The organism is Micromonospora sp. NPDC005299, assembly GCF_042872345.1.
GTDB lineage: Bacteria > Actinomycetota > Actinomycetes > Mycobacteriales > Micromonosporaceae > Micromonospora.
On the sequence record NZ_JBIAKG010000008.1, the window covers coordinates 127,089 to 147,419 of the forward strand.

At 73.3% G+C, this 20,331-nt stretch carries 20 protein-coding genes and 1 pseudogene; 18 read left to right on the plus strand and 3 right to left on the minus strand.

Annotated elements, in window-relative coordinates:
• Nucleotides 1-3: 3 nt before the first annotated feature.
• Complete coding sequence (locus ACFYPD_RS22775; protein ID WP_387116824.1) at nt 4-1,023, minus strand: TAXI family TRAP transporter solute-binding subunit; 1,020 nt, start codon at nt 1,021-1,023, stop codon at nt 4-6.
• Entirely contained in the window at nt 1,020-3,158 is a 2,139-nt protein-coding gene (locus tag ACFYPD_RS22780; protein ID WP_387116827.1) for a TRAP transporter permease, read from the minus strand. The genes ACFYPD_RS22775 and ACFYPD_RS22780 overlap by 4 nt, the downstream gene beginning before the upstream one ends.
• Before the next feature lie 408 nt (nt 3,159-3,566).
• On the opposite strand from ACFYPD_RS22780, the gene ACFYPD_RS22785 reads away from it, so the two are divergent.
• The 3 genes from ACFYPD_RS22785 to ACFYPD_RS22795 all read left to right on the plus strand — a co-directional run bounded on the left by ACFYPD_RS22785 (nt 3,567) and on the right by ACFYPD_RS22795 (nt 5,632).
• Nucleotides 3,567-4,499, plus strand: a complete 933-nt coding sequence (locus tag ACFYPD_RS22785) for an ABC transporter ATP-binding protein (RefSeq protein WP_387116830.1) — start codon at nt 3,567-3,569, stop codon at nt 4,497-4,499.
• 59 nt (nt 4,500-4,558) lie between these two features.
• A complete protein-coding gene (locus ACFYPD_RS22790; protein ID WP_387116833.1) occupies nt 4,559-5,131 on the plus strand; it encodes a hypothetical protein in 573 nt (190 codons plus the stop codon).
• Between the two features lie 93 nt (nt 5,132-5,224).
• Entirely contained in the window at nt 5,225-5,632 is a 408-nt protein-coding gene (locus ACFYPD_RS22795) for a carboxymuconolactone decarboxylase family protein (RefSeq protein ID WP_387116836.1), read from the plus strand.
• Nucleotides 5,633-5,695: 63 nt separating this feature from the next.
• On the opposite strand, the gene ACFYPD_RS22800 is transcribed toward ACFYPD_RS22795, so the two are convergent.
• Nucleotides 5,696-5,941: a flavin reductase gene (locus ACFYPD_RS22800; protein WP_387116839.1), complete on the minus strand. Its 246-nt coding sequence runs from the start codon at nt 5,939-5,941 to the stop codon at nt 5,696-5,698.
• Between the two features lie 269 nt (nt 5,942-6,210).
• Here ACFYPD_RS22800 and ACFYPD_RS22805 point away from each other — a divergent pair, with 269 nt between their 5' ends.
• The 15 genes and pseudogenes from ACFYPD_RS22805 to ACFYPD_RS22875 all read left to right on the plus strand — a co-directional run bounded on the left by ACFYPD_RS22805 (nt 6,211) and on the right by ACFYPD_RS22875 (nt 20,157).
• Complete coding sequence (locus tag ACFYPD_RS22805; RefSeq protein ID WP_387116842.1) at nt 6,211-7,014, plus strand: Scr1 family TA system antitoxin-like transcriptional regulator; 804 nt, start codon at nt 6,211-6,213, stop codon at nt 7,012-7,014.
• Nucleotides 7,005-7,196, plus strand: a complete 192-nt coding sequence (locus ACFYPD_RS22810) for a DUF397 domain-containing protein (RefSeq protein WP_387116845.1) — start codon at nt 7,005-7,007, stop codon at nt 7,194-7,196. Before ACFYPD_RS22805 ends, ACFYPD_RS22810 begins: the two co-directional genes overlap by 10 nt.
• 141 nt (nt 7,197-7,337) lie before the next feature.
• On the plus strand, nt 7,338-8,132 hold the full coding sequence (locus ACFYPD_RS22815; RefSeq protein ID WP_387116848.1) for an ABC transporter permease: 795 nt from the start codon (nt 7,338-7,340) through the stop codon (nt 8,130-8,132).
• Between the two features lie 11 nt (nt 8,133-8,143).
• Nucleotides 8,144-8,950 carry an ABC transporter permease gene (locus ACFYPD_RS22820; protein WP_387116851.1) on the plus strand — a complete coding sequence of 269 codons (807 nt, stop codon included), beginning with the start codon at nt 8,144-8,146 and terminating at the stop codon, nt 8,948-8,950.
• Between the two features lie 63 nt (nt 8,951-9,013).
• Entirely contained in the window at nt 9,014-10,030 is a 1,017-nt protein-coding gene (locus ACFYPD_RS22825; RefSeq protein ID WP_387116854.1) for a YihY/virulence factor BrkB family protein, read from the plus strand.
• Between the two features lie 210 nt (nt 10,031-10,240).
• A complete protein-coding gene (locus ACFYPD_RS22830) occupies nt 10,241-11,419 on the plus strand; it encodes an ROK family protein (protein WP_387116857.1) in 1,179 nt (392 codons plus the stop codon).
• Entirely contained in the window at nt 11,416-13,002 is a 1,587-nt protein-coding gene (locus ACFYPD_RS22835; protein WP_387116860.1) for a sugar ABC transporter ATP-binding protein, read from the plus strand. Before ACFYPD_RS22830 ends, ACFYPD_RS22835 begins: the two co-directional genes overlap by 4 nt.
• On the plus strand, nt 12,999-14,108 hold the full coding sequence (locus ACFYPD_RS22840; RefSeq protein ID WP_387116863.1) for an ABC transporter permease: 1,110 nt from the start codon (nt 12,999-13,001) through the stop codon (nt 14,106-14,108). Before ACFYPD_RS22835 ends, ACFYPD_RS22840 begins: the two co-directional genes overlap by 4 nt.
• A gap of 91 nt (nt 14,109-14,199) precedes the next feature.
• The gene (locus ACFYPD_RS22845; RefSeq protein WP_387116866.1) at nt 14,200-15,243 is read left to right on the plus strand and encodes a substrate-binding domain-containing protein; all 1,044 of its coding nucleotides are present in this window, start codon (nt 14,200-14,202) and stop codon (nt 15,241-15,243) included.
• A 20-nt stretch (nt 15,244-15,263) separates the two neighbouring features.
• Nucleotides 15,264-16,469, plus strand: coding sequence for a Gfo/Idh/MocA family protein (locus tag ACFYPD_RS22850; protein WP_387116869.1), 1,206 nt, complete (start codon nt 15,264-15,266; stop codon nt 16,467-16,469).
• A 358-nt stretch (nt 16,470-16,827) separates the two neighbouring features.
• Nucleotides 16,828-17,448, plus strand: a complete 621-nt coding sequence (locus ACFYPD_RS22855; protein ID WP_387116872.1) for an EboA domain-containing protein — start codon at nt 16,828-16,830, stop codon at nt 17,446-17,448.
• On the plus strand, nt 17,448-18,263 hold the full coding sequence (locus tag ACFYPD_RS22860) for a TatD family hydrolase (protein WP_387116875.1): 816 nt from the start codon (nt 17,448-17,450) through the stop codon (nt 18,261-18,263). The genes ACFYPD_RS22855 and ACFYPD_RS22860 overlap by 1 nt, the downstream gene beginning before the upstream one ends.
• Before the next feature lie 104 nt (nt 18,264-18,367).
• Complete coding sequence (locus ACFYPD_RS22865) at nt 18,368-19,438, plus strand: polyprenyl synthetase family protein (RefSeq protein WP_387116878.1); 1,071 nt, start codon at nt 18,368-18,370, stop codon at nt 19,436-19,438.
• Between the two features lie 24 nt (nt 19,439-19,462).
• Nucleotides 19,463-19,584: pseudogene (locus tag ACFYPD_RS22870) on the plus strand (RICIN domain-containing protein); the annotation flags it as partial.
• Between the two features lie 78 nt (nt 19,585-19,662).
• Nucleotides 19,663-20,157 carry a sensor histidine kinase gene (locus ACFYPD_RS22875; protein WP_387116881.1) on the plus strand — a complete coding sequence of 165 codons (495 nt, stop codon included), beginning with the start codon at nt 19,663-19,665 and terminating at the stop codon, nt 20,155-20,157.
• Nucleotides 20,158-20,331: the final 174 nt, after the last annotated feature.

The window sequence follows — 20,331 nt, forward strand, 5'->3', positions numbered from 1 at the left end:
GGGTCAGCTCGCGCCCAGGTCCTTCAGCGCCCGGTCCGCTCCGCGGTGCAGCCCCACCGGGTCGGTCCTGCGGGCGTTGGCCAGGTCGATGCCCTTGGCGGCCGGGTTGGCCTGGGCGAGGGCGTCCTTCTTCTCGAAGACCGTCTTCGTGATCACGCAGGCCACGTCGGCGTCGAGGTTGTCGCGGACCAGCAGCACGTTCGGCACCACGATGGTGGGCACGTCGGCCGCGGTCCGGTAGACGTCCTTGCCGATGGTGCCGGCCTGGTACGCCGGGTTCAGCTCGGCCATCTTCGGCAGCAGCGGGCTGATGTCGATGAACGTCACCTTGTCGCCGGTGGTGGTGAACATGTCGGTCACCCCGCCGGTGGGCACCCCGCCGGACCAGAAGAAGCCGTCGATGCTGCCGTCCTTCATCCCGTCGACGGTCTTGGTCAGGTCGAGCCGCTGTGCCTGGATGTCCTTGGCCGGGTCCAGTCCGGCGGCGGTGAGCAGCCGGTTGGCGATGACCTCGGTGCCGGACTTGGGTGACCCGGTGGAGATCTTCTTCCCCTTCATGCCGGCCACCGAGGTGATCCCGGAGTCGGCCCGGACGACCACCTGGGTGTAGTTGTCGTAGATCCGGGCCAGCGCCTTGACCGGCTGAGGGGAGCTGAAGCTGTCCTTGCCCTGCACCGCGTTGACCGCGGTGTCGAAGAGGGAGAACGCCACGTCGTACTGGCCGGCCACGAGCTGCTCGACGTTCTGCACCGAGGCGCCGGTCTCGGCGGCGGTGCCGGTGAGCTTGCCGCCGGTGGCCGCGGCGAGCTGGCCGGCCAGGGCGTTGCCGACCACGTAGTAGACGCCGGTGGCGTTGCCGGTGGCGATGCCGACCCGGGTGTCCTTGGTGACCTTGCAGGTGATCTCGCGGGCGGCGTCGTCCTTCGCCGCGCCGTCCTGACGGCCCCCGCATCCGGCGGCGCCGGCCGCGACCAGGGCCAGCGCCCCGACGCCTGCGGCGATCCGCACGTCGATCCGTCTCACTCTCTCTCCTCCCGGTGGTCCACCAATTCAGCGACCGACGGGCCGCCGGCGCGACCGGCGGAGCCACGTCGGACGAACACGCCCGCGACGGCCAGCGCGGCGAGCACCGCGCCGACCGCGACGGGCAGGGGTTCCAGCCAGAGCAGCACCAGCCCGGCGACCGCGCCGAGGATCCGCTCCGGCGTGCCGGCCGGACCGACGCCGGGCAGCCAGCCGCCCGCCGCCACCGCCAGCACGGTGACGCCGAGCGCCGAGACCACCGCGGCCGCCGCGATCCGACCGACCCCGCCGATGCCGAGCAGGCCGAGGCCGGTCGGCGTGATCACGAAGGCGATCGGGATGAGGTACGCGGGCAGCGCGTACCGCAGGGTCTGCCACATGGTCGGCACCAGCCGGCCGCCGGTGACCGCGGCGGCGGCCACCGCGGCGAGCGCGGTCGGCGGGGAGACCTCGGACAGCACCGCGAAGTAGAAGACGAACATGGCCGCGGCGGGGGCGGCGACGCCGAGGTGCAGCAGCGCCGGGCCGATGATCACCCAGCCGATCACGAAGGACGCGGTCACCGGCACGGCCAGCCCGAGCAGGCTGAGCGCCACCGCGGCCAGCAGCGCCGTGAGGGCCAGCACCACGGCGGGCTCGGAGCTGACCGTCTGCGCCCCGCTGACCAGCAGCGCGGCGGCCTGCGGGCCGAGGCCGGTCTTGGTGGTGGTGGCGGTGATGATGCCGGCGGCGGCGCAGACCGCGCTCACCGCGAGCACCCCGCGTACGCCGCCGCTGAGCGCCTCGACGAGGCGGGCGGGTGTGAGCCGGTGCCGGCGGTCCAGGAAGGAGAGCGCGGCGGCCAGGACCGTGGCGATCACCACGGCCCGGGTCGCCGAGGCGCCGGTGGCGAGCACCACGATGATCACGATGAGCGAGAGGAAGTGGTAGCCGAAGCGGGCCAGCAGCCGACCAGCCGAGTTGGTGTCGATGACCACCGGGCGGACCGCGGAGCGCCGGGCGTCGATCTCAACGGAGAGCAGGATGCCCAGGTAGTAGAGGATTGTCGGCACCATCGCCCAGCCGAGCACCTGGAGGTAGGACACGCCCAGGTACTCGGCGATGATGAAGGCCGCGGCGCCCAGCGTGGGCGGGGAGAGGATCGCGCCGACGCCCGCGGCGGCCAGCATGCCGCCGGCCCGCTCGGGCGGGTAGCCGGCTCGGCGCAGGATCGGCCAGGTCACCGCACCGATGCTGACCGTGGTGGCGGCGCCCGAGCCGGAGACCGTGCCGAGCAGGAAGCCGGAGGCGACGGCCGTCCGCCCGGCGGCGGTGCGGGAGCGGCGGAACGCGGCGGCGGAGAGCTCGACGAAGAACCGGCCGGCCCCGGAGAGGTCCAGCACCGCGCCGTAGATGGTGAACAGCACGATGTACGAGGCCGCCACGTCCAGGGGGGTGCCGTAGAAGCCGCTGTCGGAGTTGTAGAACGCGTCGACCAACTGCGCGAAGTCGAGCCCGGCGTGGGCGACCGGCCAGGACTGCGGCAGCAGCCCGCCGTAGTAGCCGTAGGCGAGGAACAGCAGGCAGACGGCCGGGAGGATCCAGCCGGTGGTGCGCCGGCACGCCTCCAGCAGCAGGAGCAGCAGCACGGTGCCCAGCACCACGTCCAGCGGCACCAGCAGGCCCTGCCGGTCGAGGAACGCGTCGTAGCCGCCACCGCCCGCGCCGAGGGTCACCGGCAGCACGGGGTAGAGGCAGGCCAGCAGCGCGACGAGGGCGAGCAGCCAGTCGGCCGGGCGGGGACCGCGCCGCTCCGCCGGGTCGTCGTCGGCCGGCCGGCGACGCAGCCGCACCCCGGAGGGGTACGCCAGGAACACCATCGGCAGCACGCCGGCGAGGAAAATGATGAGGTAGTACTTGCTGCCCTGCGCAAGCGGGAAGAACACCTGCCAGAGCGCGAGCAGGGCGACCGCGAGGGTGCCGCCGGTGAACAGCAGTGCGACCGGTCCGGACAGCACCCGCCCCGGTTTCTCGTCCTCGAACCGGGCCGCCAGTTCCCGGGTGTCGTGGTGTGTTTCCGCCGGCCCGTCGTCGGCCCACACCGGATCGGCGACGGCGCCGTCGTCGGGTGGGAGCGGCACGGGAGCGGTGTCCACGTCGGACGCCGTGGATTCCGCCGCAGGGGGACGGGGCGGCGGGGGATTCGCGTCGGAGGGGCGAACGGGCGGCACGATGGGGCACGATACGCGAATCGTCTACATCAAGGGAACATTGCCCGGCGTGATTGCGTTGAGTGATCGGAATGAAGGGTTGCTCACTCACCGCACGCCAATTCTGAGCGGCCTTCACAATTGTCGCGGGAAAGCCGCAAAAATGTTCCGGCAATCGGTCGGGGTGGTGCAGCAATCCGTCCACTATGGCGAGTTTGATCCGGTTTCGCGGCCGCCGCCGGCTACCGGCCGGATGATCACCTTGCGTAGCGGGCGTCACACCCCGTGTCCGTCCGCCCGCGCCCCCCGCGTTAACCGGTCGAGCCTGTCGGACCCGGCGGTTAGGGTCGGCCGGTGACCAGCGCACAACCACTCATCCAGGCGCGAGGGCTGGTGAAGCGGTTCGGTGACTTCACCGCCGTCGACGGCATCGACGTCGAGGTGCGCCCCGGCGAGGCGTTCGGCTTCCTCGGGCCCAACGGCGCCGGCAAGTCCTCCACCATGCGCATGATCGGCTGCATCTCGCCGCCCTCCGGCGGGGAACTGCGCATCCTCGGCATGGACCCGGTCCGCGACGGCCCGGCGATCCGGGCCCGGCTGGGGGTCTGCCCGCAGCTCGACAGCCTCGACCCCGAGCTCACCGTCCGGGAGAACCTGACCACCTACGCGCGCTACTTCGGCATCCCACGCCGGGTGGCCCGCGAGCGGGCCGCCGAACTGCTCGACTTCGTCCAGCTCACCGAGCGGGCCGAGAGCAAGGTGGAGCCGCTCTCGGGCGGCATGAAGCGACGGCTGACCATTGCCCGCGCCCTGGTCAACAACCCCGAGATCGTGCTGCTCGACGAACCCACCACCGGGCTCGATCCGCAGGCCCGGCACCTGGTCTGGGAGCGGCTGTTCCGGCTCAAGCAGCAGGGCGTCACGCTGGTCCTCACCACCCACTACATGGACGAGGCCGAGCAGCTCTGCGACCGGCTGGTGGTGATGGACGGCGGCCGGATCGTCGCCGAGGGCTCGCCCCGGGAGCTGATCGAGCAGCACTCCACCCGTGAGGTGGTCGAGCTGCGCTTCGCGGCCGAGTCGCAGGAGGCGTTCGCCGGCAAGCTCGGCGGGCTGGGGGAGCGGGTCGAGGTGCTGCCGGACCGCATCCTGCTCTACGTGCCCGACGGCGACGCCGCGCTGGCCGAGGTGACCGCGCGCGGCCTCGTCCCGGCCAGCGTCCTGGTCCGACGCAGCAGCCTGGAGGACGTCTTCCTCCACCTCACCGGCCGCACCTTGATCGACTAAGGTGGCGGGGTCCCGGTCCGCCACCTCGGGCGGCCGGGTTGTCGACGGGGGTTTCCGACATGGTGGGTCTGTCGCGGCGTCAGGCCGGGCTCACGGCGCTCTACCTCGGCGTGTTCGCCGCCGTCTGGTTCAGCGTCCCGAAGGCCGATCCGCCCTTGCGGTCGCTGCTGGTGGTGGGCAGCGTCGGCGCGCTGCTGGCGGCGGCCGTGGGCGTCGTGCTCGTGGTGCGGGCCGGGCGCCGGCCGGCCGGCGAGCGCGACCGGTCCGCCGACCGCCGCTACGGGCTCATCGTCGTGGCCGAGTTCGCCGTCGCCCTGATCGGTGGCCTGCTCCTGGCCGCCGCCGGGCTCGGCGGCTACGTCCCGGTGCTGATCTGCGCCGTGGTCGGCGTCCACTTCGTCCCGCTGGCCCCGGTGCTGGGCGACCGGCTGCTCGTGCCGCTCGGGGTGGCCGTCACGCTGGTCGCGCTCGCGGGCCTGGTCGTCGACCTCGTCTCGGCGGTGTCGGCCGGCCTGGTGGTCGGGACCGGCGCGGGCACCCTGCTGCTGGCCTACGCGGTGCTCGCCCTGTTCCGCGCGCGCGGCCACGACCAGCAGGCCGTCGGAGCCGAAGCCGAGCGCCAGGTCGCCTGACCGGCCGGCCCGGAGCTGTGCCGTTTGTCCGGCCCGTCCGCGGGTAACCGCGGCCCGGCCGACCGGACGACTGCGCACAGGCGGGGCGTGACGATGAGCGGAGACGAACAGTACGAGCGAGGCCTGGAGGCGCTGCGGCAGGCCGACAGCGGCGCCGGGCAGAAACTCCTGGAGGCCCTCGCCGACGTCTCACCCGAGCTGAGCTACCGGTCGGTCGCCTGGTCCTACGGTGACCTCTACGTCCGGCCCGAGCTGGCGCGCCGCGACCGGGAGCTGCTGACCCTCGGCGTGCTCACCGCCCTCGGTGACGCCGGGGCCCAGCTCGAGGTGCACATCAACGGCGCGCTCAACGCCGGCCTGACGCCCTCCGAGATAGTCGAGGCGCTGCTGCAGGCGGTGGTCTACTGCGGTGTGCCGCGGGCGGTCAACGCCACCCTCGTCGCCAAGAAGGTCTTCGCGGAGCGCAACCTGCTCCCCGTCCGCCCCACCCCGGCCGGCTGACCCGGCCGCCGTTCCGCCATCGGCGTTCCGCCGCCGGCCGCATCCACGCCGTCGACACGGTCGTCACCGCGGCCGCGCCCAGGTGACGAAGCGATCGGCCAGCCGCTGCGGTGCGTCCCGCCCGTGCGGGTCGGTGAGGTCCGTCGTGGCCTCGCAGAGGAGCGTGCCGAGGTGGACGAGCAGGGCGATCCGGTCCTCGCGGTACTCCCCGAGCAGCGCCAGCCGGGCCGGCGAGCACGGCCACGGGGCGCCGCAGGCCCGGCAGCGCCAGGACGGCCGCGCCGCGACGTGGGGGCGGTAGCGGGGCATCAGCGCACGCCCTCCTCGCCGCCGCGCGGCTTCGGGCGCAAGAACCTGGGTCGCACGGGATGGGCCTCCGTCGTGGGATGGGGGTGCCCGCGCACCTCGTCGTGCGCGGACACCCCCGGCCTGGTTCCGCCCGCCGTCCGGTGCCCGTGAGCGGTTCCGCTGCGTGACAGTCTGGTGAGCGGGCGACTACGGTGGGAGATCCCGCGCGCCGACGACCAGGGCGTACGGCGGTCGGCCCGGAGCGGTACGAGGATGTACGGAGGCTGTCCGTGGACCGTTCGTCCATGCTGGACCACTTCGCCGAGGAGCTGCGGCTCGCCCGGGCCGGCAGCGGCATGTCCCAGAGCGCGCTGGCCGAGGCCCTGAGCTACTCGGGGGCGCTGGTGGCCAAGGTGGAGACCTGCGAGCGACGGCCGGGCCTCGACTTCGCCCGCCGGTGCGACACGGTGTTCGGCGCGGACGGGCGGTTCGAGCGGATCCAGCGCCGGATCAGCCGGGAGACGGTGGTGCCGTGGTTCCGCGACTGGGCCGGCATCGAACAGGAGGCCACTGCGCTGCGGTCGTTCGAGCCGCTCTACGTGCCGGGCCTGCTACAGACGGAGGGCTACGCCCGCGCCGTGCTGGCCGGGGCCGGGCTGTTCGCGCCCAACGAGATCGACCAGCAGGTGGCCGCGCGGCTCGACCGGCAGAGCGTGCTGACCCGCGACCGGCCACCGCTGCTCACCGCCGTCATCGACGAGTACGTGCTGCGCCGCCGGGTCGGCGGCCCGGAGGTGATGCGCGAGCAACTGGCGTACCTGGTCAAGCTCGGCCGCACGTTGACCCGGGTCCGAATCCAGGTCGTGCCGCTCTCCGCCGGGGCCTACGCTGGGCTCGACGGCCCCTTCGTGATCGCCACCTCGACCGGCCGGGAAGACGTCGTCTACCTGGAGGGCCAGCGTCACGGCCAGGTGGTGGACCGCGCCGAGTTCGTGCAGCAGATGGTCGAGGTGTGGGAGTCGATCCGCGGCGAGGCACTGTCGCACCAGCAGTCCCTGGAGTTGATCTCGGAAGTGGCGGAGACATGGACCTGACCGGCGCCGAGTGGCGCAAGAGCACCCGCAGCAACGGCAGCGGCGGCAACTGCGTGGAAGTGGCCGGAAACCTCCCCGGCGTGGTCGCCGTACGCGATTCCAAGGACCCGGGCGGTCCCGTGCTGACGTTCGGCCCGGACGCGTGGCGCGCGTTCGTCACGCGGGTCGCCGGCCGGCCGTAGCGGCCCGATCCCGTTCGCGCCCGCGGCGGCACCGGCGGAAACCGTGACGACACCGTCCGCCGCCCGCCGTAGGGTGACCGGCGTCCTGTCGTACCCGAGCGGTAGGAAGGGCGACGTGGGCGGAGAACGGGGGTGGTCCGCGTGACCGTGGCGGAACGGTCCGGCCGGGCACTGCCCCGGGTGCCGGCGCTGGCGGTGCTCTCCCACCACCTGGTCGGCTACCGCCGGACCTGGCGGGCCGGCGTCTTCTCGTCCTTCCTGCTGCCGGCGCTCACCGTGCTCGGCTTCGGCGTCGGGGTCGGGGCCTACGTGGACCGGGGTGTTGGCGGGGTGCCCTACCTGGCCTGGCTGGTGCCCGGCCTGATCGCCTCCACCGCCTTCCAGGTCGCCGTCGGCGAGTCGACCTGGCCGGTGCTCAGCAACTTCCGCTGGATCCGCACCTACCACGCTCAGGTCGCGGCGCCGCTGCGGATCGGCGACATCCTGGCCGGGCACCTCGCCTTCGTGCTGTTCCGGGTGCTCACCAGCACGCTGGCGTTCCTGCTGGTGACGGCGCTGTTCGGGGCGCTGCGCTCGCCCTGGGCGGTGACCGTCCTGCCGGTGAGCCTGCTGCTGGGCCTGGCGGTGGCCGCGCCGACCTTCGCGTACGCCGCCGCGGTGCCCGGTGACAGCTACCTGGCGCTGCTGTTCCGCTTCGCGATCATCCCGATGGCCCTCTTCGCCGGGGTGTTCTTCCCGGTCGAGTCGCTGCCGGTCGGGCTGCGCCAGTTCGCCTACGCGACCCCGCTCTGGCACGGGGTGGACCTGTGCCGGGCCGCCACACTCGGCGTCGCTCCGCAGTGGTCGGTCACCGGCCACCTGCTCTATCTCGCGGTCTGGGCCGGCGCCGGCTGGTGGCTGGCCCGGCGCGTGTTCCAGCGTCAGCTCGTCGTCTAGGGAAGGGTGTCGTGGTCGCTCTCGTCCTGCCCCGGCTGGTCAACCCCGCGGGGGCCCGCCGCTCGGCCTCGGTCGCCGAGCGCAACCTCACCGCCCTGCGCAGCGCGTACTGGCTGGTGCTGCTCTCCGGCTTCCTGGAGCCGGTGCTCTACCTCTTCTCGATCGGCGTCGGGGTGGGCGCGCTGGTCGGCGACCTCACCCTGCCCGGCGGTCAGGTGGTCACCTACGCGGCTTTCGTGGCCCCGGCCATGCTCGCCTCGTCGGCGATGAGCGGTGCGCTCTCCGAGACCACCTTCAACTTCTTCGGGAAGATGAAATACATGAAGCTGTACGACGGGGTCATCGCGACCCCGGTGCAGCCGTTCGAAATCGCCCTCGGTGAGCTGGGCTGGGCGATGGTCCGGGGCAGCCTCTACTCGGCCGCGTTCCTGGTCATCATGGTGGCGATGGACCTGACCACCGCCGGTCGGGCCCTGGCCGCGTTTCCGGCCGCGGTGCTGGTCGGCTTCGCCTTCGGCGCGCTCGGCATGACCGTGTCCACGCTGATGCGCAGCTGGCAGGATTTCGACCTGATGGGGTCGGCCCAGTTCACGCTCTTCCTCTTCTCCGGCACGTTCGTCCCGGCGGAGGCCTATCCGGCGGTGCTGCGCTGGGTGGTCGAGGTGAGCCCGCTCTACCGGTCGGTGCACCTGATCCGCGGCATCTGCGTGGGCGCGTCCGGCTGGTCCTGGCTGCTCGACGTGGCCTACCTGGTGGCACTGACCGCAGGGATGCTCGCGCTCGCCTCCCGGCGGATGAGCAGGTTGTTGTACAAGTAGATGGTTAACCGGCCCTCCCCTCGGGGCATGTCGTGGGACGACACAGACGACGAGGGAGGGGCGATGGCCGCCGACGAGTCTTCCGCCCGGCAGGGGCGCGACCGCACCGGGCCGGTGGGCCCGGACGAGGGACCGGACAGCCCCACCGATCTGCCCGGCACGGGGTGGGTGGCGACGCTCAAGCGCACGGTCCGGGAGTTCCAGGACGACAGCCTGACCGACTGGGCCGCCGCGCTCACCTACTACGGGGTGCTGTCGATCTTCCCGGGTCTGCTGGTGCTGATCTCCCTGCTCGGCCTGCTCGGCGAAGGGGCCACCGAGGGTGTCAAGGACACCGTGGGCCAGGCGGTGCCGGAGGGCAACATCCAGAAGATCATCGAGGACGCCATCGACCAGGCCGGCACTTCCGGCGGGCTGGCCAGCATCGCGGCGATCATCGGTCTGCTGGCCGCGTTCTGGTCGGCGTCCGGATACATCGCCGCCTTCATGCGCGCCTCGAACAGCATCTATGACGTGCCGGAGGGGCGGCCGATCTGGAAGACGCTGCCGATCCGGCTCGGCGTGACCGCGGTGATCGGCGTGATGCTGCTTGCCAGCGCGGTGATCGTGGTCTTCACCGGTGGTCTCGCCGAGCAGGTGGGCAACGCCATCGGGCTGGGCTCGACCGCCCTCACGGTGTGGAACATCCTCAAGTGGCCGGTGCTGCTCGTGCTGGTCAGCCTGATGTTCGCGATCCTCTACTGGGCCTCGCCGAACGCCCGGCACGGCGGCTTCCGCTGGGTCAGCCCGGGCGGCATCCTGGCCGTGGTGATCTGGCTGGTCATCTCGGGCCTGTTCGCCCTCTACGTCAGCAACTTCGCCTCGTACAACAAGACCTACGGCGCGCTGGCCAGCGTGATCATCTTCCTGGTCTGGCTCTGGCTCAGCAACATCGCCATCCTGCTCGGCGCGGAGTTCGACGCCGAGCTGGAGCGCAGCCGTGCCATCGCGGCCGGGCACCCGGCCGACGAGGAGCCGTACGTCGAGCTGCGCGACGACCGCAAGCTGAAGAAGAAGCGCAACGCCGCCACCCGTCGCTGACCAGCGAAGACACGGGCCGCCCCCACCGCGCTGGACGCGGCGGGGCGGCCCTCTTTTCATGATCCTCTCGCTGCTTTTGCTCAGATGGACAAAAGTTTTGACCGGATGTGCCGAAGCTATGGACATGTGACCTGGAAGACTCCTACTGTGTCGGACACGACACATCGCCGTTGCGCCGATGTGAACGACTCCGATGCGGAGGTGAGTCCGGTGCGGACGGTCGACCCCCTGCACGTACGGCTCCTGCGAACCCTCCGGGACGAGGGGGCCGTCTCCCGCGCCGAGCTGGGCGACCGCCTCCAGATGCCCCGCCCGCGCCTCCTCGCCGAGCTGGACCGGCTGGTCAACCTGGGCTACGTGGCCGAGGCCGGGCTGGCCGCCTCCCGGGGCGGTCGCCGGTCCACCCTGGTCGAGCTGAGCCCGCACCTGCGCTTCGCCGCGGTCGACCTGGGCGCCAGCTCGATCGACGTGGAGGTGGTGAACGGCCGGCTGGAGCCGGTGGCCGCCTACACCGAGCCCGCCGACATCCGCTCCGGCCCCAAGGTGACCCTCCAGCGGGTCAACGAGCTGCTGCACAAGGCCAAGGTGGACGGCGCGTACGAGCGGCTCGACGCGATCGGCATCGGCGTCCCGGGCCCGGTGAGCTTCCGGGACGGGGTGCCCGTCTCGCCGCCGATCATGCCGGGCTGGGACCGCTTCCCGGTGCGTGAGCTGCTCACCCGCGAGCACGGCTGCCCGGCGGTGGTCGACAACGACGTCAACATCATGGCGATCGGCGAGCGGCACGGCGGCGTCGCCCACTCGGTGGACGACTTCCTGTTCATCAAGATCGGCACCGGCATCGGCTGCGGCATCTACCTCAACGGCGAGGTCTACCGGGGCACCGACGGGTGCGCCGGCGACATCGGCCACATCCAGGTCGACCCGAACGGTCCGATGTGCTCCTGCGGCAACCTCGGCTGCCTGGAGGCGGTGTTCAGCGGGGCCGCGCTGGCCCGGGCGGCCACCGCCGCGGCCCGCGCCGAGGTGTCGCCCGCGCTCACCGAGCGGCTCGCCGCCCGGGGCACGGTGACCGCGCTGGACGTGGCGCAGGGGGCGGTCGAGGGGGACGTCACCTGCATCCAGCTCATCCGGGACGGCGGCCGGCGGGTCGGCAGCGTGCTGGCCGGCCTGGTCAGCTTCACCAACCCGTCGATGATCGTGATCGGTGGCGGGCTCGCCCAGCTCGGCCACATCCTGCTCGCCGAGATCCGCAGCGTGGTCTACCGCCGCTCGCTGCCGCTGGCCACCGGCAACCTGCCGGTCGTCCTCTCCGAGCTGGGTCCCCGCGCCGGCGTCGCCGGCGCGGCCGTGCTCGCCAGCGACCTCGCCTTCGGCGAAGCCGCATGAACGACAGCGAGGAGGTCGAGGTGACGAACGAGCCGCTCGTCGAGGCGCCCGCCGACACCGTCGCGGGCGAGGTCGTGCTGCGCCTCACCGACGTGGTCAAGACCTTCCCGGGCGTACGCGCGCTGGACGGGGTGCAGCTGGAGGTGCGGGCCGGCGAGGTGCACTGCCTGCTCGGGCAGAACGGCGCCGGCAAGTCCACCCTCATCAAGGTGCTCGCCGGGGTGCACCGGCCGGACTCCGGCGACGTGATGTGGCGCGGCGAGCCGGCGGGCTTCGCCAACCCGCAGGCCGCCATGCGGGCCGGGATCGCCACCATCTACCAGGAACTCGACCTGGTCGAGGACCTGTCGGTGGCGGAGAACGCCTTCCTCGGCCACGAGCCGCGCCGGCTCGGCTTCATCCGGCGCGGGCACATGGCCCGGCGGACCCGGCAGATCCTGGCCCGGCTCGGCCACCCGGAGATCCCGCCCGGCCGGCTGGTCCGCCACCTGCCGGCCGCCGGCAAGCAGATCGTCAGCATGGCCCGGGCGCTCTCCCACGAGGCCCGACTGATCATCATGGACGAACCGAGCGCGGTGCTCGCCCACGACGAGGTGGGCAACCTGTTCCGCATCATCCGGGAACTCACCGCGCAGGGCATCGCGGTCATCTACATCTCGCACCGGCTGGAGGAGATCCGCGAGATCGGCGACCGGGTCACCGTACTCAAGGACGGCCGGACCACCGCGGCGAACCTGCCGGCCCGCGAGACCCCGACCCGCGACCTGGTCGCCCGGATGACGGGCCGGACCATCGAGTACGTCTTCCCGGACCGCCCGGCCGACGACCCCGCCGGCGCGGAGCTGCTGCGGGTGGAGGGGCTGACCCGGCACGGCGAGTTCGCCGACGTCTCGCTCGACGTGCGGGCCGGGGAGATCGTCGGCATCGCCGGGCTGGTCGGCTCCGGCCGCTCGGAGCTGCTGGAGACGATCTACGGGGCCCGCCGGGCGCAGGCCGGCACGGTCCGGATGTGCGGCCGGACGCTGCGCCCGGGCAGCGTCGGCGCGGCGGTGAAGGCCGGCATGGGGATGGCCCCCGAGGAGCGCAAGAGCCAGGCGCTGCTGCTCGGCGAACCGATCTACCGGAACGTCACGCTGGCCACCTTCGGCCGGTACGCCCGCCTCGGCTTCACCGACGTCGGGCGGGAGCGGGCGGCGGCGGACCGGATCGCCGGCTCGCTGGAGCTGCGCCCCCGGGACGTCCGCCGGCCGGTGCGCACCCTGTCCGGCGGCAACCAGCAGAAGGTGGTGGTCGGCCGGTGGCTGCTCGGCGACACCCGGCTGCTGCTGCTCGACGAGCCGACCCGGGGCGTGGACGTGGGCGCCCGGGCTGAGCTCTACCAGGTGATCCGGGAGCTCGCCGCGCGGGGCGTCGGGGTGCTGCTGGTCTCCAGCGAGGTGCCCGAGGTGCTCGGCCTGGCCGACCGGGTGCTGGTGATGCGGGAGGGCCGGGTGGTCCGCGAGGCCCCGGCCGGCGAACTCGACGAGAACACGGTGCTCGACCTCGTCATGGCGGGGTCCCTCATGGAAGGCGCGCCAGCATGAGCGACACGACACCCACGGCGGCGCCGGAGCGGGCGGCGGGGCTGCCGGCCCAGTCGCCGCCGGTCGACCCCGCGGAGACAGCGAAGGCCGGCGCGGCGCCGCGGCTCTCCTGGTGGCGCGGCGACGGCGGGGAGGGCGCCAAGCGCAACCTCGGCCTGTTGGCGACGCTGGTGGTGCTGGTGGTCATCGGCATCCTGACCCGGCCCGACCTCTATGGCGACGCGAGCTGGGTGTGGGGCAACACGCTCACCATCCTCAAGCTCGCGTCGGTGGTCGGCGTGGTCACCGTCGGGATGACCTTCGTGATCATCGGCGGCGGCATCGACCTGTCGGTCGGCGCGATCGTCGCGCTCGCCGGGGTCTGGTCCACCACGCTCGCCACCCAGAGCTACGGCGCCGGCGGCATGATCTTCAGCGCGCTCACCGTCGGGCTGGCCGTCGGCGTGGTCAACGGGCTGCTCATCTCGTACGGGCGGCTGGTGCCGTTCATCGCCACGCTGGCCATGATGGTCGCCGCCCGCGGCCTGGCCGCCGAGATCTCCGACAAGCAGACCCAGGTCTCCAACGACAGCTTCATCAACGGCATCGCCACCGTGAAGCTGCTCGGCATCCCGCTGCTGGTCTACATCCTCGCCGCAGTGGTCGCGGCCGGCTGGGTGCTGCTCAACCGGACCACCTTCGGCCGCCGGACGGTGGCCGTCGGCGGCAACCCGGAGGCGGCCCGGCTCGCCGGCATCGACGTCCGCCGGCACACCGTGCTGCTCTACGCGCTCTCCGGCCTCTGCTGCGGCATCGCCGCGGTCATGCTGACCGCGCAGGCCACCTCCGCCCAGGCGGCGATGGCCAACCTCTACGAGCTGGACGCGATCGCCGCCGCGATCATCGGCGGCACGCTGCTCAGCGGCGGGCGGGGCACCATCATCGGCTCCCTGCTCGGGGTGATCATCTTCTCCACGATCACCAACCTCTTCGCCATCAACGGCCTCTCCACCGAGGCCCAGAACATGGTCAAGGGCGGCATCATCGTCGCGGCCGTCCTGGTCCAGCAGGTGCAGTTCCGCAGCCTCTCCCAGTTCCTCGCCCGCAACCGGGCCACCACCACCTGATCCCATCGCGTCCGCCAGATCGCCGTCGCACCGACGGCGGTCCGGCCCGCCACACCCGAAAACACCCCACCACCTCATTCAGGAGGCCGTCATGACAAGTGACCTGTCACGCCGCCGGCTGCTCTTCGGCGGGGCCGCGCTCTCCGCCGGAGTGCTGCTCGCCGGCTGCACCAGCAACGAGCAGGCCCCGACCGCCGCGCAGACCAAGGCCGCGGCGACCGGCGCCAACAGCGAGCCGGGCAAGAAGGTGACCATCGGCTTCTCCGCCCCGGCCGCCGACCATGGCTGGATCGCCGCCATCACCAACAACGCCAAGGCGCAGGCCGGGGCGTACTCGGACGTGGAGCTGAAGAGCGTGGAGGCCGGCGCCGACGCGGCGGCCCAGCGCGCGGCGCTGTCCACCCTGATCTCCCAGAAGCCCGACGTGATCGTGCTGCTGCCGCACGACGGCAAGGAGCTCAACGCGTTCGGCCTGGAGGCCATGAAGGCCGGCATCCCGGTTGTCAACCTGGACCGGGCCTTCCCCGACGCGCGGGCCTACCGGCTCCAGATCAAGGGCGACAACTACGGCATGGGGGTGGCCGCCGCCACCTACATCGCCGAGCAGCTCAAGGCCAAGGGCGTCAGCAACCCGGTCATCGGCGAGATCCCCGGCATCGACTCGCTGGAGCTGACCCAGGAACGCTCCAAGGGCTTCGCCGACACGCTGGCCTCGCTCGGCCTCAAGGTGGCCAACCGCCGCCCGGCCGAGTTCACCGCCGACTCGGGCCAGCAGGCCGCCACCGGCCTCTTCCAGGCCCTGCCGAAGATCGACGCGCTCTGGAACCACGACGACGACCAGGGCATCGGCGTCCTCGCCGCGGTCAACCAGGCCAACCGCAAGGAGTTCTTCATGGTCGGCGGCGCCGGCTCGAAGAAGGCCATGGAGGACATCGGGGCCGACAACACGGTGCTCAAGGCCACCGTCACCTACAGCCCGTCGATGGCCTCCTCGGCCATCACCCTGGCCCGCCTCATCGGCCAGGGCAAGGGCATGTCCGACCTGGTCGAACTCCAGGTACCGAAGGAGATCGTGCTCGCCTCCGAGACGATCACCAAGGAGAACGCGAGCAGCTACCTGAAGCTCGGGTTCTGACACACGGGGGGAGACCCACCTTGTCCACTCACGACAACGTCCTGCGCGTCGGCATGGTCGGCTACGCGTTCATGGGCGCCGCGCACTCCCAGGCGTGGCGCACCGTGAACCGCGTGTACGACCTGCCGGCGCAGGTGCGGATGGCGCTGGTCTGCGGCCGGGACGAGCCGAAGGTGGCCGAGGCCGCCGGCCGGCTCGGCTGGGACGGGCACACCACGGACTGGCGGCGGCTCGTCGAGTCCGACGAGATCGACGTGGTCGACATCTGCACACCGGGGGACAGCCACTGCGAGATCGCCCTCGCCGCGCTGGCCGCGGGCAAGCACGTGCTGTGCGAGAAGCCGCTGGCCAACACCGTCGAGGAGGCCCGGGAGATGGTCGCCGCCGCCGCCCGGGCCCGAGCCGCCGGGGTACGCGCCATGTGCGGCTTCAACTACCGGCGGGTGCCCGCGGTCGCCCTGATGCGGCAGCTCGTCGCCGACGGGCGGCTCGGCGAGATCCGGCACGTCCGGGCGGTCTACCTCCAGGACTGGATCGTGGACCCGCAGTTCCCGCTCGTCTGGCGGTTGCAGAAGGACAGGGCGGGCTCCGGCGCGCTCGGCGACATCGGTGCGCACATCATCGACCTGACCCAGTACGTGACCGGGCAACTGATCACCGGGGTCAGCGCCGTCACCGAGACGTTCGTCAAGGAACGGCCGCTGCCGGCCGGGTCGAGCGGCCTGGCCGCGCAGGCCGACGGCAACGGCCGGGCGACCGGTCGCGTCACCGTGGACGACGCGGCCGTCTTCGTGGCCCGGCTCGACGGCGGCGCGCTCGCCACCTACGAGGCGACCCGGTTCGCCACCGGCCGCAAGAACGCCCTGCGCGTCGAGATCAACGGCTCGCTGGGCAGCGTGGTGTTCGACCTGGAACGCCTCAACGAGCTGGAGTTCCTCGATGCCACCCGGCCGGCCGCCGAGCAGGGCTTCACCCGGATCCTGGTGACCGAGCCGCAGCACCCGTACCTGTCGGCGTGGTGGCCGCCCGGCCACATCATCGGCTACGAGCACTCCTTCACCCACCAGATGCGCGACTTCGTCGAGGCGGTCGCCACCGGTGTGGACCCGGCGCCGTCGTTCGCCGACGCGTTGCAGGTCCAACTCGTGCTCGACGCGGTGACCCGCTCCGCCGAACGGGCCGCGTGGACGGAGGTGGAGCCCGCGTTGGCCGAAGTGGCCGCCTGACCGACCCGCACCGCGGCGCCCCACGCGCCGCCCTGTCCACCCGGCGCACCTGCGCCGCCCGAAGGGCTTTCCGGTGCCGACCGGCGAGGGCCCGCCGCGGTTGCGCCCCGCGGCGGGGACGAGGTCGGCCCGGGGAGCGTGCCGCCGCTGCGAACCCGCGGGCCGGCACGAAGCAGCACGGCCGTCCGGTGCGGCCGGACCGGGATTCCCCGGCCGCACCGGCCGACCGGCCCGACGAGGAGGAGGCGAGCACCATGCGTACGGCTGCCCGGACGGCCGCCGGCGCGGTCGCCGCGACAGCTCCGGCGGGTGCCGCCGCCGTCCCCACCGCCCCGCCCCGGCTCGGAGGGGAGACGGCATGACACCCCACCGACTGCGCACCGCGCTGCGGGGCGTACCCGACCCGCGGTGGCTGGACGCGGCCCTGCGCCGCGTCGCGACCGAACCCGCGGCGATCCCGCGGCTGTTCGCCACCGCGGCCCGGCGGTGCGGCCGAGGGCCGCTGCCCGACCCGCCCGGCTGGACCGTCGACGAGGCCGCCCGGGCGCTGCTGCTCACCGCGCTTCCCGCCGACCACGCCGCGGCGGCCGAGACGCTCTACCGGCACGGCGACGCCGCCGAGAAGCGGGCCGTGCTGCGGGCCCTGCCGCTGCTGCCGATCGGGGCGGAGTGCGTGCCGCTGCTGCACGACGCGATCCGCACCGACGACACCCGGCTGGTGGCCGCCGCGCTCGGTCCGTACGCCCGGCACCTGGAACAGCCGGCCTGGCGCCAGGCGGTGCTCAAGTGCGTCTTCACCGGCGTGCCGCTGGCCGTCGTCGACGACCTGGCCGGCCGGGCCGACGGCGAGCTTGCCGCGATGCTGGCCGGGCTCGCCGCGGAGCGGCACGCGGCCGGCCGCAGCATGCCCGCCGACGCCGCGGATCTGCTCGACCGGCTCGACGCAGGCTCGCCCTCGACCACCGCCGGGGAGGCGTGATGCGCATCTTCGACCCGCACATCCACATGACCTTCCGGACCACCGACGACTACGAGCGGATGGCCGCCGCCGGGGTACGCGCCGTGGTGGAGCCGGCGTTCTGGCAGGGCCAGCCGCGCACCAGCGTGGACACCTTCGTGGACTACTTCGACTCGCTGGTCGGGTGGGAGCCCTTTCGGGCCGGCCAGTTCGGCGTCCGGCACCACGCCACCGTGGCGCTGAACCCGAAGGAGGCCAACGACCCGCGCTGCCGGCCGGTGCTCGACGTGCTCCCGCGCTACCTGGACAAGGACGGCGTGGTGGCGGTCGGCGAGATCGGCTACGACTCGATGACCCCGGCCGAGGACGCCGCCTTCGCCGGGCAGCTCGCCCTGGCCGTGGCGCACGACCTGCCGGCCCTCGTGCACACCCCGCACCGGGACAAGGCGCGCGGCGTCCAGCGCACGCTGGCCGTGGTCGCCGAGTCCGGCATCGACCCCGGGCGGGTGCTGGTCGACCATCTCAACGAGATCACCGTGGAACTGGTCCGGGACACCGGCTGCTGGCTCGGCTTCTCGATCTATCCGGAGACGAAGATGTCGCCGCCGCGGATGGTCGAGCTGCTGCGGACGTACGGGACCGAGCGGATGATGGTCAACTCGGCCGCCGACTGGGGGCGCTCCGACCCGCTGCTCACCCGGGCCACCGGGGAGGCGATGCTGCTCGCCGGGTTCACCGAGGACGACGTGGACCGGGTGCTGTGGCGCAACCCGGTCGAGTTCTACGGCCAGTCCGGCCGGCTCGACCTCGCCGACCTGGGTGGGCTTCGAGGCTGAAGCGGCTGCCCAATGGAGTCCGCGGGACGGGCACGCGCGGTATTGTCAGCCATGGATACCGACCGGCTCGGGATCTGCCTGAGTCTGGCGTCCCGGGAGGCGCCATGACCCTGACCGTCGCACCGACCGATGCGGCCCTGCTGCGGGACCGCTTCGACGCCGCGCTCGCCGCGTTCCTGCACGAGCGCCGGCCGGGTCGGCCGGACGACGACGGTACGGAGGTGGTGCACGCCGTGCTCCGCCGGTTCGTCCTGGCCGGCGGCAAGCGCCTGCGACCCCTGTTCTGCTACTGGGGCTGGCGAGGCTTCGGCGGCACCGACGGCACCCCGATCGTGGTGGCCGCGGCGGCGCTGGAGCTGTTCCACGCCTTCGCGCTGATCCACGACGACATCCTCGACCGCAGCGACCGCCGGCGCGGCCGGCCCACCGTGCACCGGGTCTTCGCCGAGCGGCACGCCCGGGCCGGCTGGCGCGGCGACCCGGAGGCGTACGGCCGGCAGGCGGCCGTGCTCTGCGGCGACCTCTGCGCCGCCTGGTCCGGGCAGATGTTCCACGGCTGCGGGCTGGCCACCGAGCGGCTGCGCCGGGGTCACGCCCTGCTCGCGCGGATGCGCGCCGAGGTGATCGCGGGGGAGTACCTCGACGTGGTGGCCGCGGCCGGCGACGGCTCGGTGGAGAGCGCCCTCGCGGTGGTCCGGCTGAAGACGGCCCGCTACACGGTGACCCGGCCGGTGCAGGTGGGCGCCGCCCTGGCCGGGGCGGACCCGGACGTGGTGGCGGCGCTGGCCGGGTTCGGGGACCCGCTCGGGGACGCCTTCCAGCTCCGCGACGACCTGCTCGGCGTCTTCGGTGACCCGGCGGTGACCGGGAAGTCCAACCTGGACGACCTGCGGGAGGGCAAGCCGACCGTGCTGCTGGCGCTGGCCCGGGCGGCCGCGGGCCCGAGCGGGGTGGCGCGGTTGCGGGCGCTGGTCGGCGATCCGGATCTGGACGCGGCGGGCGCCGCCGAGGTGCGCGGGATCGTGGAGGCATCCGGGGCGCGGGCGGCGGTGGAGCGGATGATCCGGTCCCGGGCCGACGCGGCCCTGACCGCGCTGGACGGGCTGCCGCTGGCGGAGCCGGCCCGGGCGGCACTGGCGGAGCTGGCGGCCCGGGCCGTGGATCGGCGCCGCTGACGCCGACCTTTGTCGCTGATTGAGACGCTGCGCAACCCGCAGTCCGGCAAGTGCCTGGACGTCTCCGGCAACAACTCCGCCGACAGCCCCCCGTACACCTCTGGACCTGCACCGGCGCGGCGAACCAGAAGTGGACCCTGCCCTGATCCGACGGATGCTGGCGGACCGGGCGACCTGCGGGATCCGCCCGGTCCGCCGCCGGGGTGCTGCCGTACCTTGACCGTGTGGGACGCCTGGAGCGGTGGCGTCGGGTCGCCGGGGCGCGCCCGAGCGTCGGTGACGTGCTGCGGGCCGCCCTGTTGCGGGTGCGGCGCCGCGCCGAGCCGTCGGCGTCGCCCGCCGGGCCCGCGCCCAGCCTCACCCGGCTGGACGCGCTGATCGACGAGGTCGCCGCCGGCCAGCCGGTGCGCTGGAGGGTGGGCGGCCAGCCCCGCCCGCTGCCCGCCGCCGTCGACGTGGCCGCGTACCGGATCATCCAGGAGGCGCTGACCGACGCGCGCCGGCACGCGCCGGGCGCGGCCGTCGCGGTCCGGCTGCGCTACGACCCGGCCGGCCTCACCGTCGAGGTACGCGGCGACGGGCCCGCCATCCCGGTCGCCGGCCTGCGGACGCGGGCCGAGTCGGTCGGCGGCGCCTTCCACGCCGGCCCGCGCCCCGAGGGAGGCTGGCTGGTCCGCGCCGAGCTGCCCGCCCCCGAGGACGAGGCGGAGCCCGCCTGATCGGGCCCGGCCCTTCCGCGCCGGCCGCGGCCGACCTAGAGTGAGGGCGGCGACCGCGAGGTGGCCGGTGACCCGGCGGGAGGCGCAACCCGTCGGGCCCAGACGCGACCGCGTCCACCGGTGCCCGCCGGGGTCGCCGGCACCCGGTCGCCCTCGCCTCGGTTCGCTACGGAA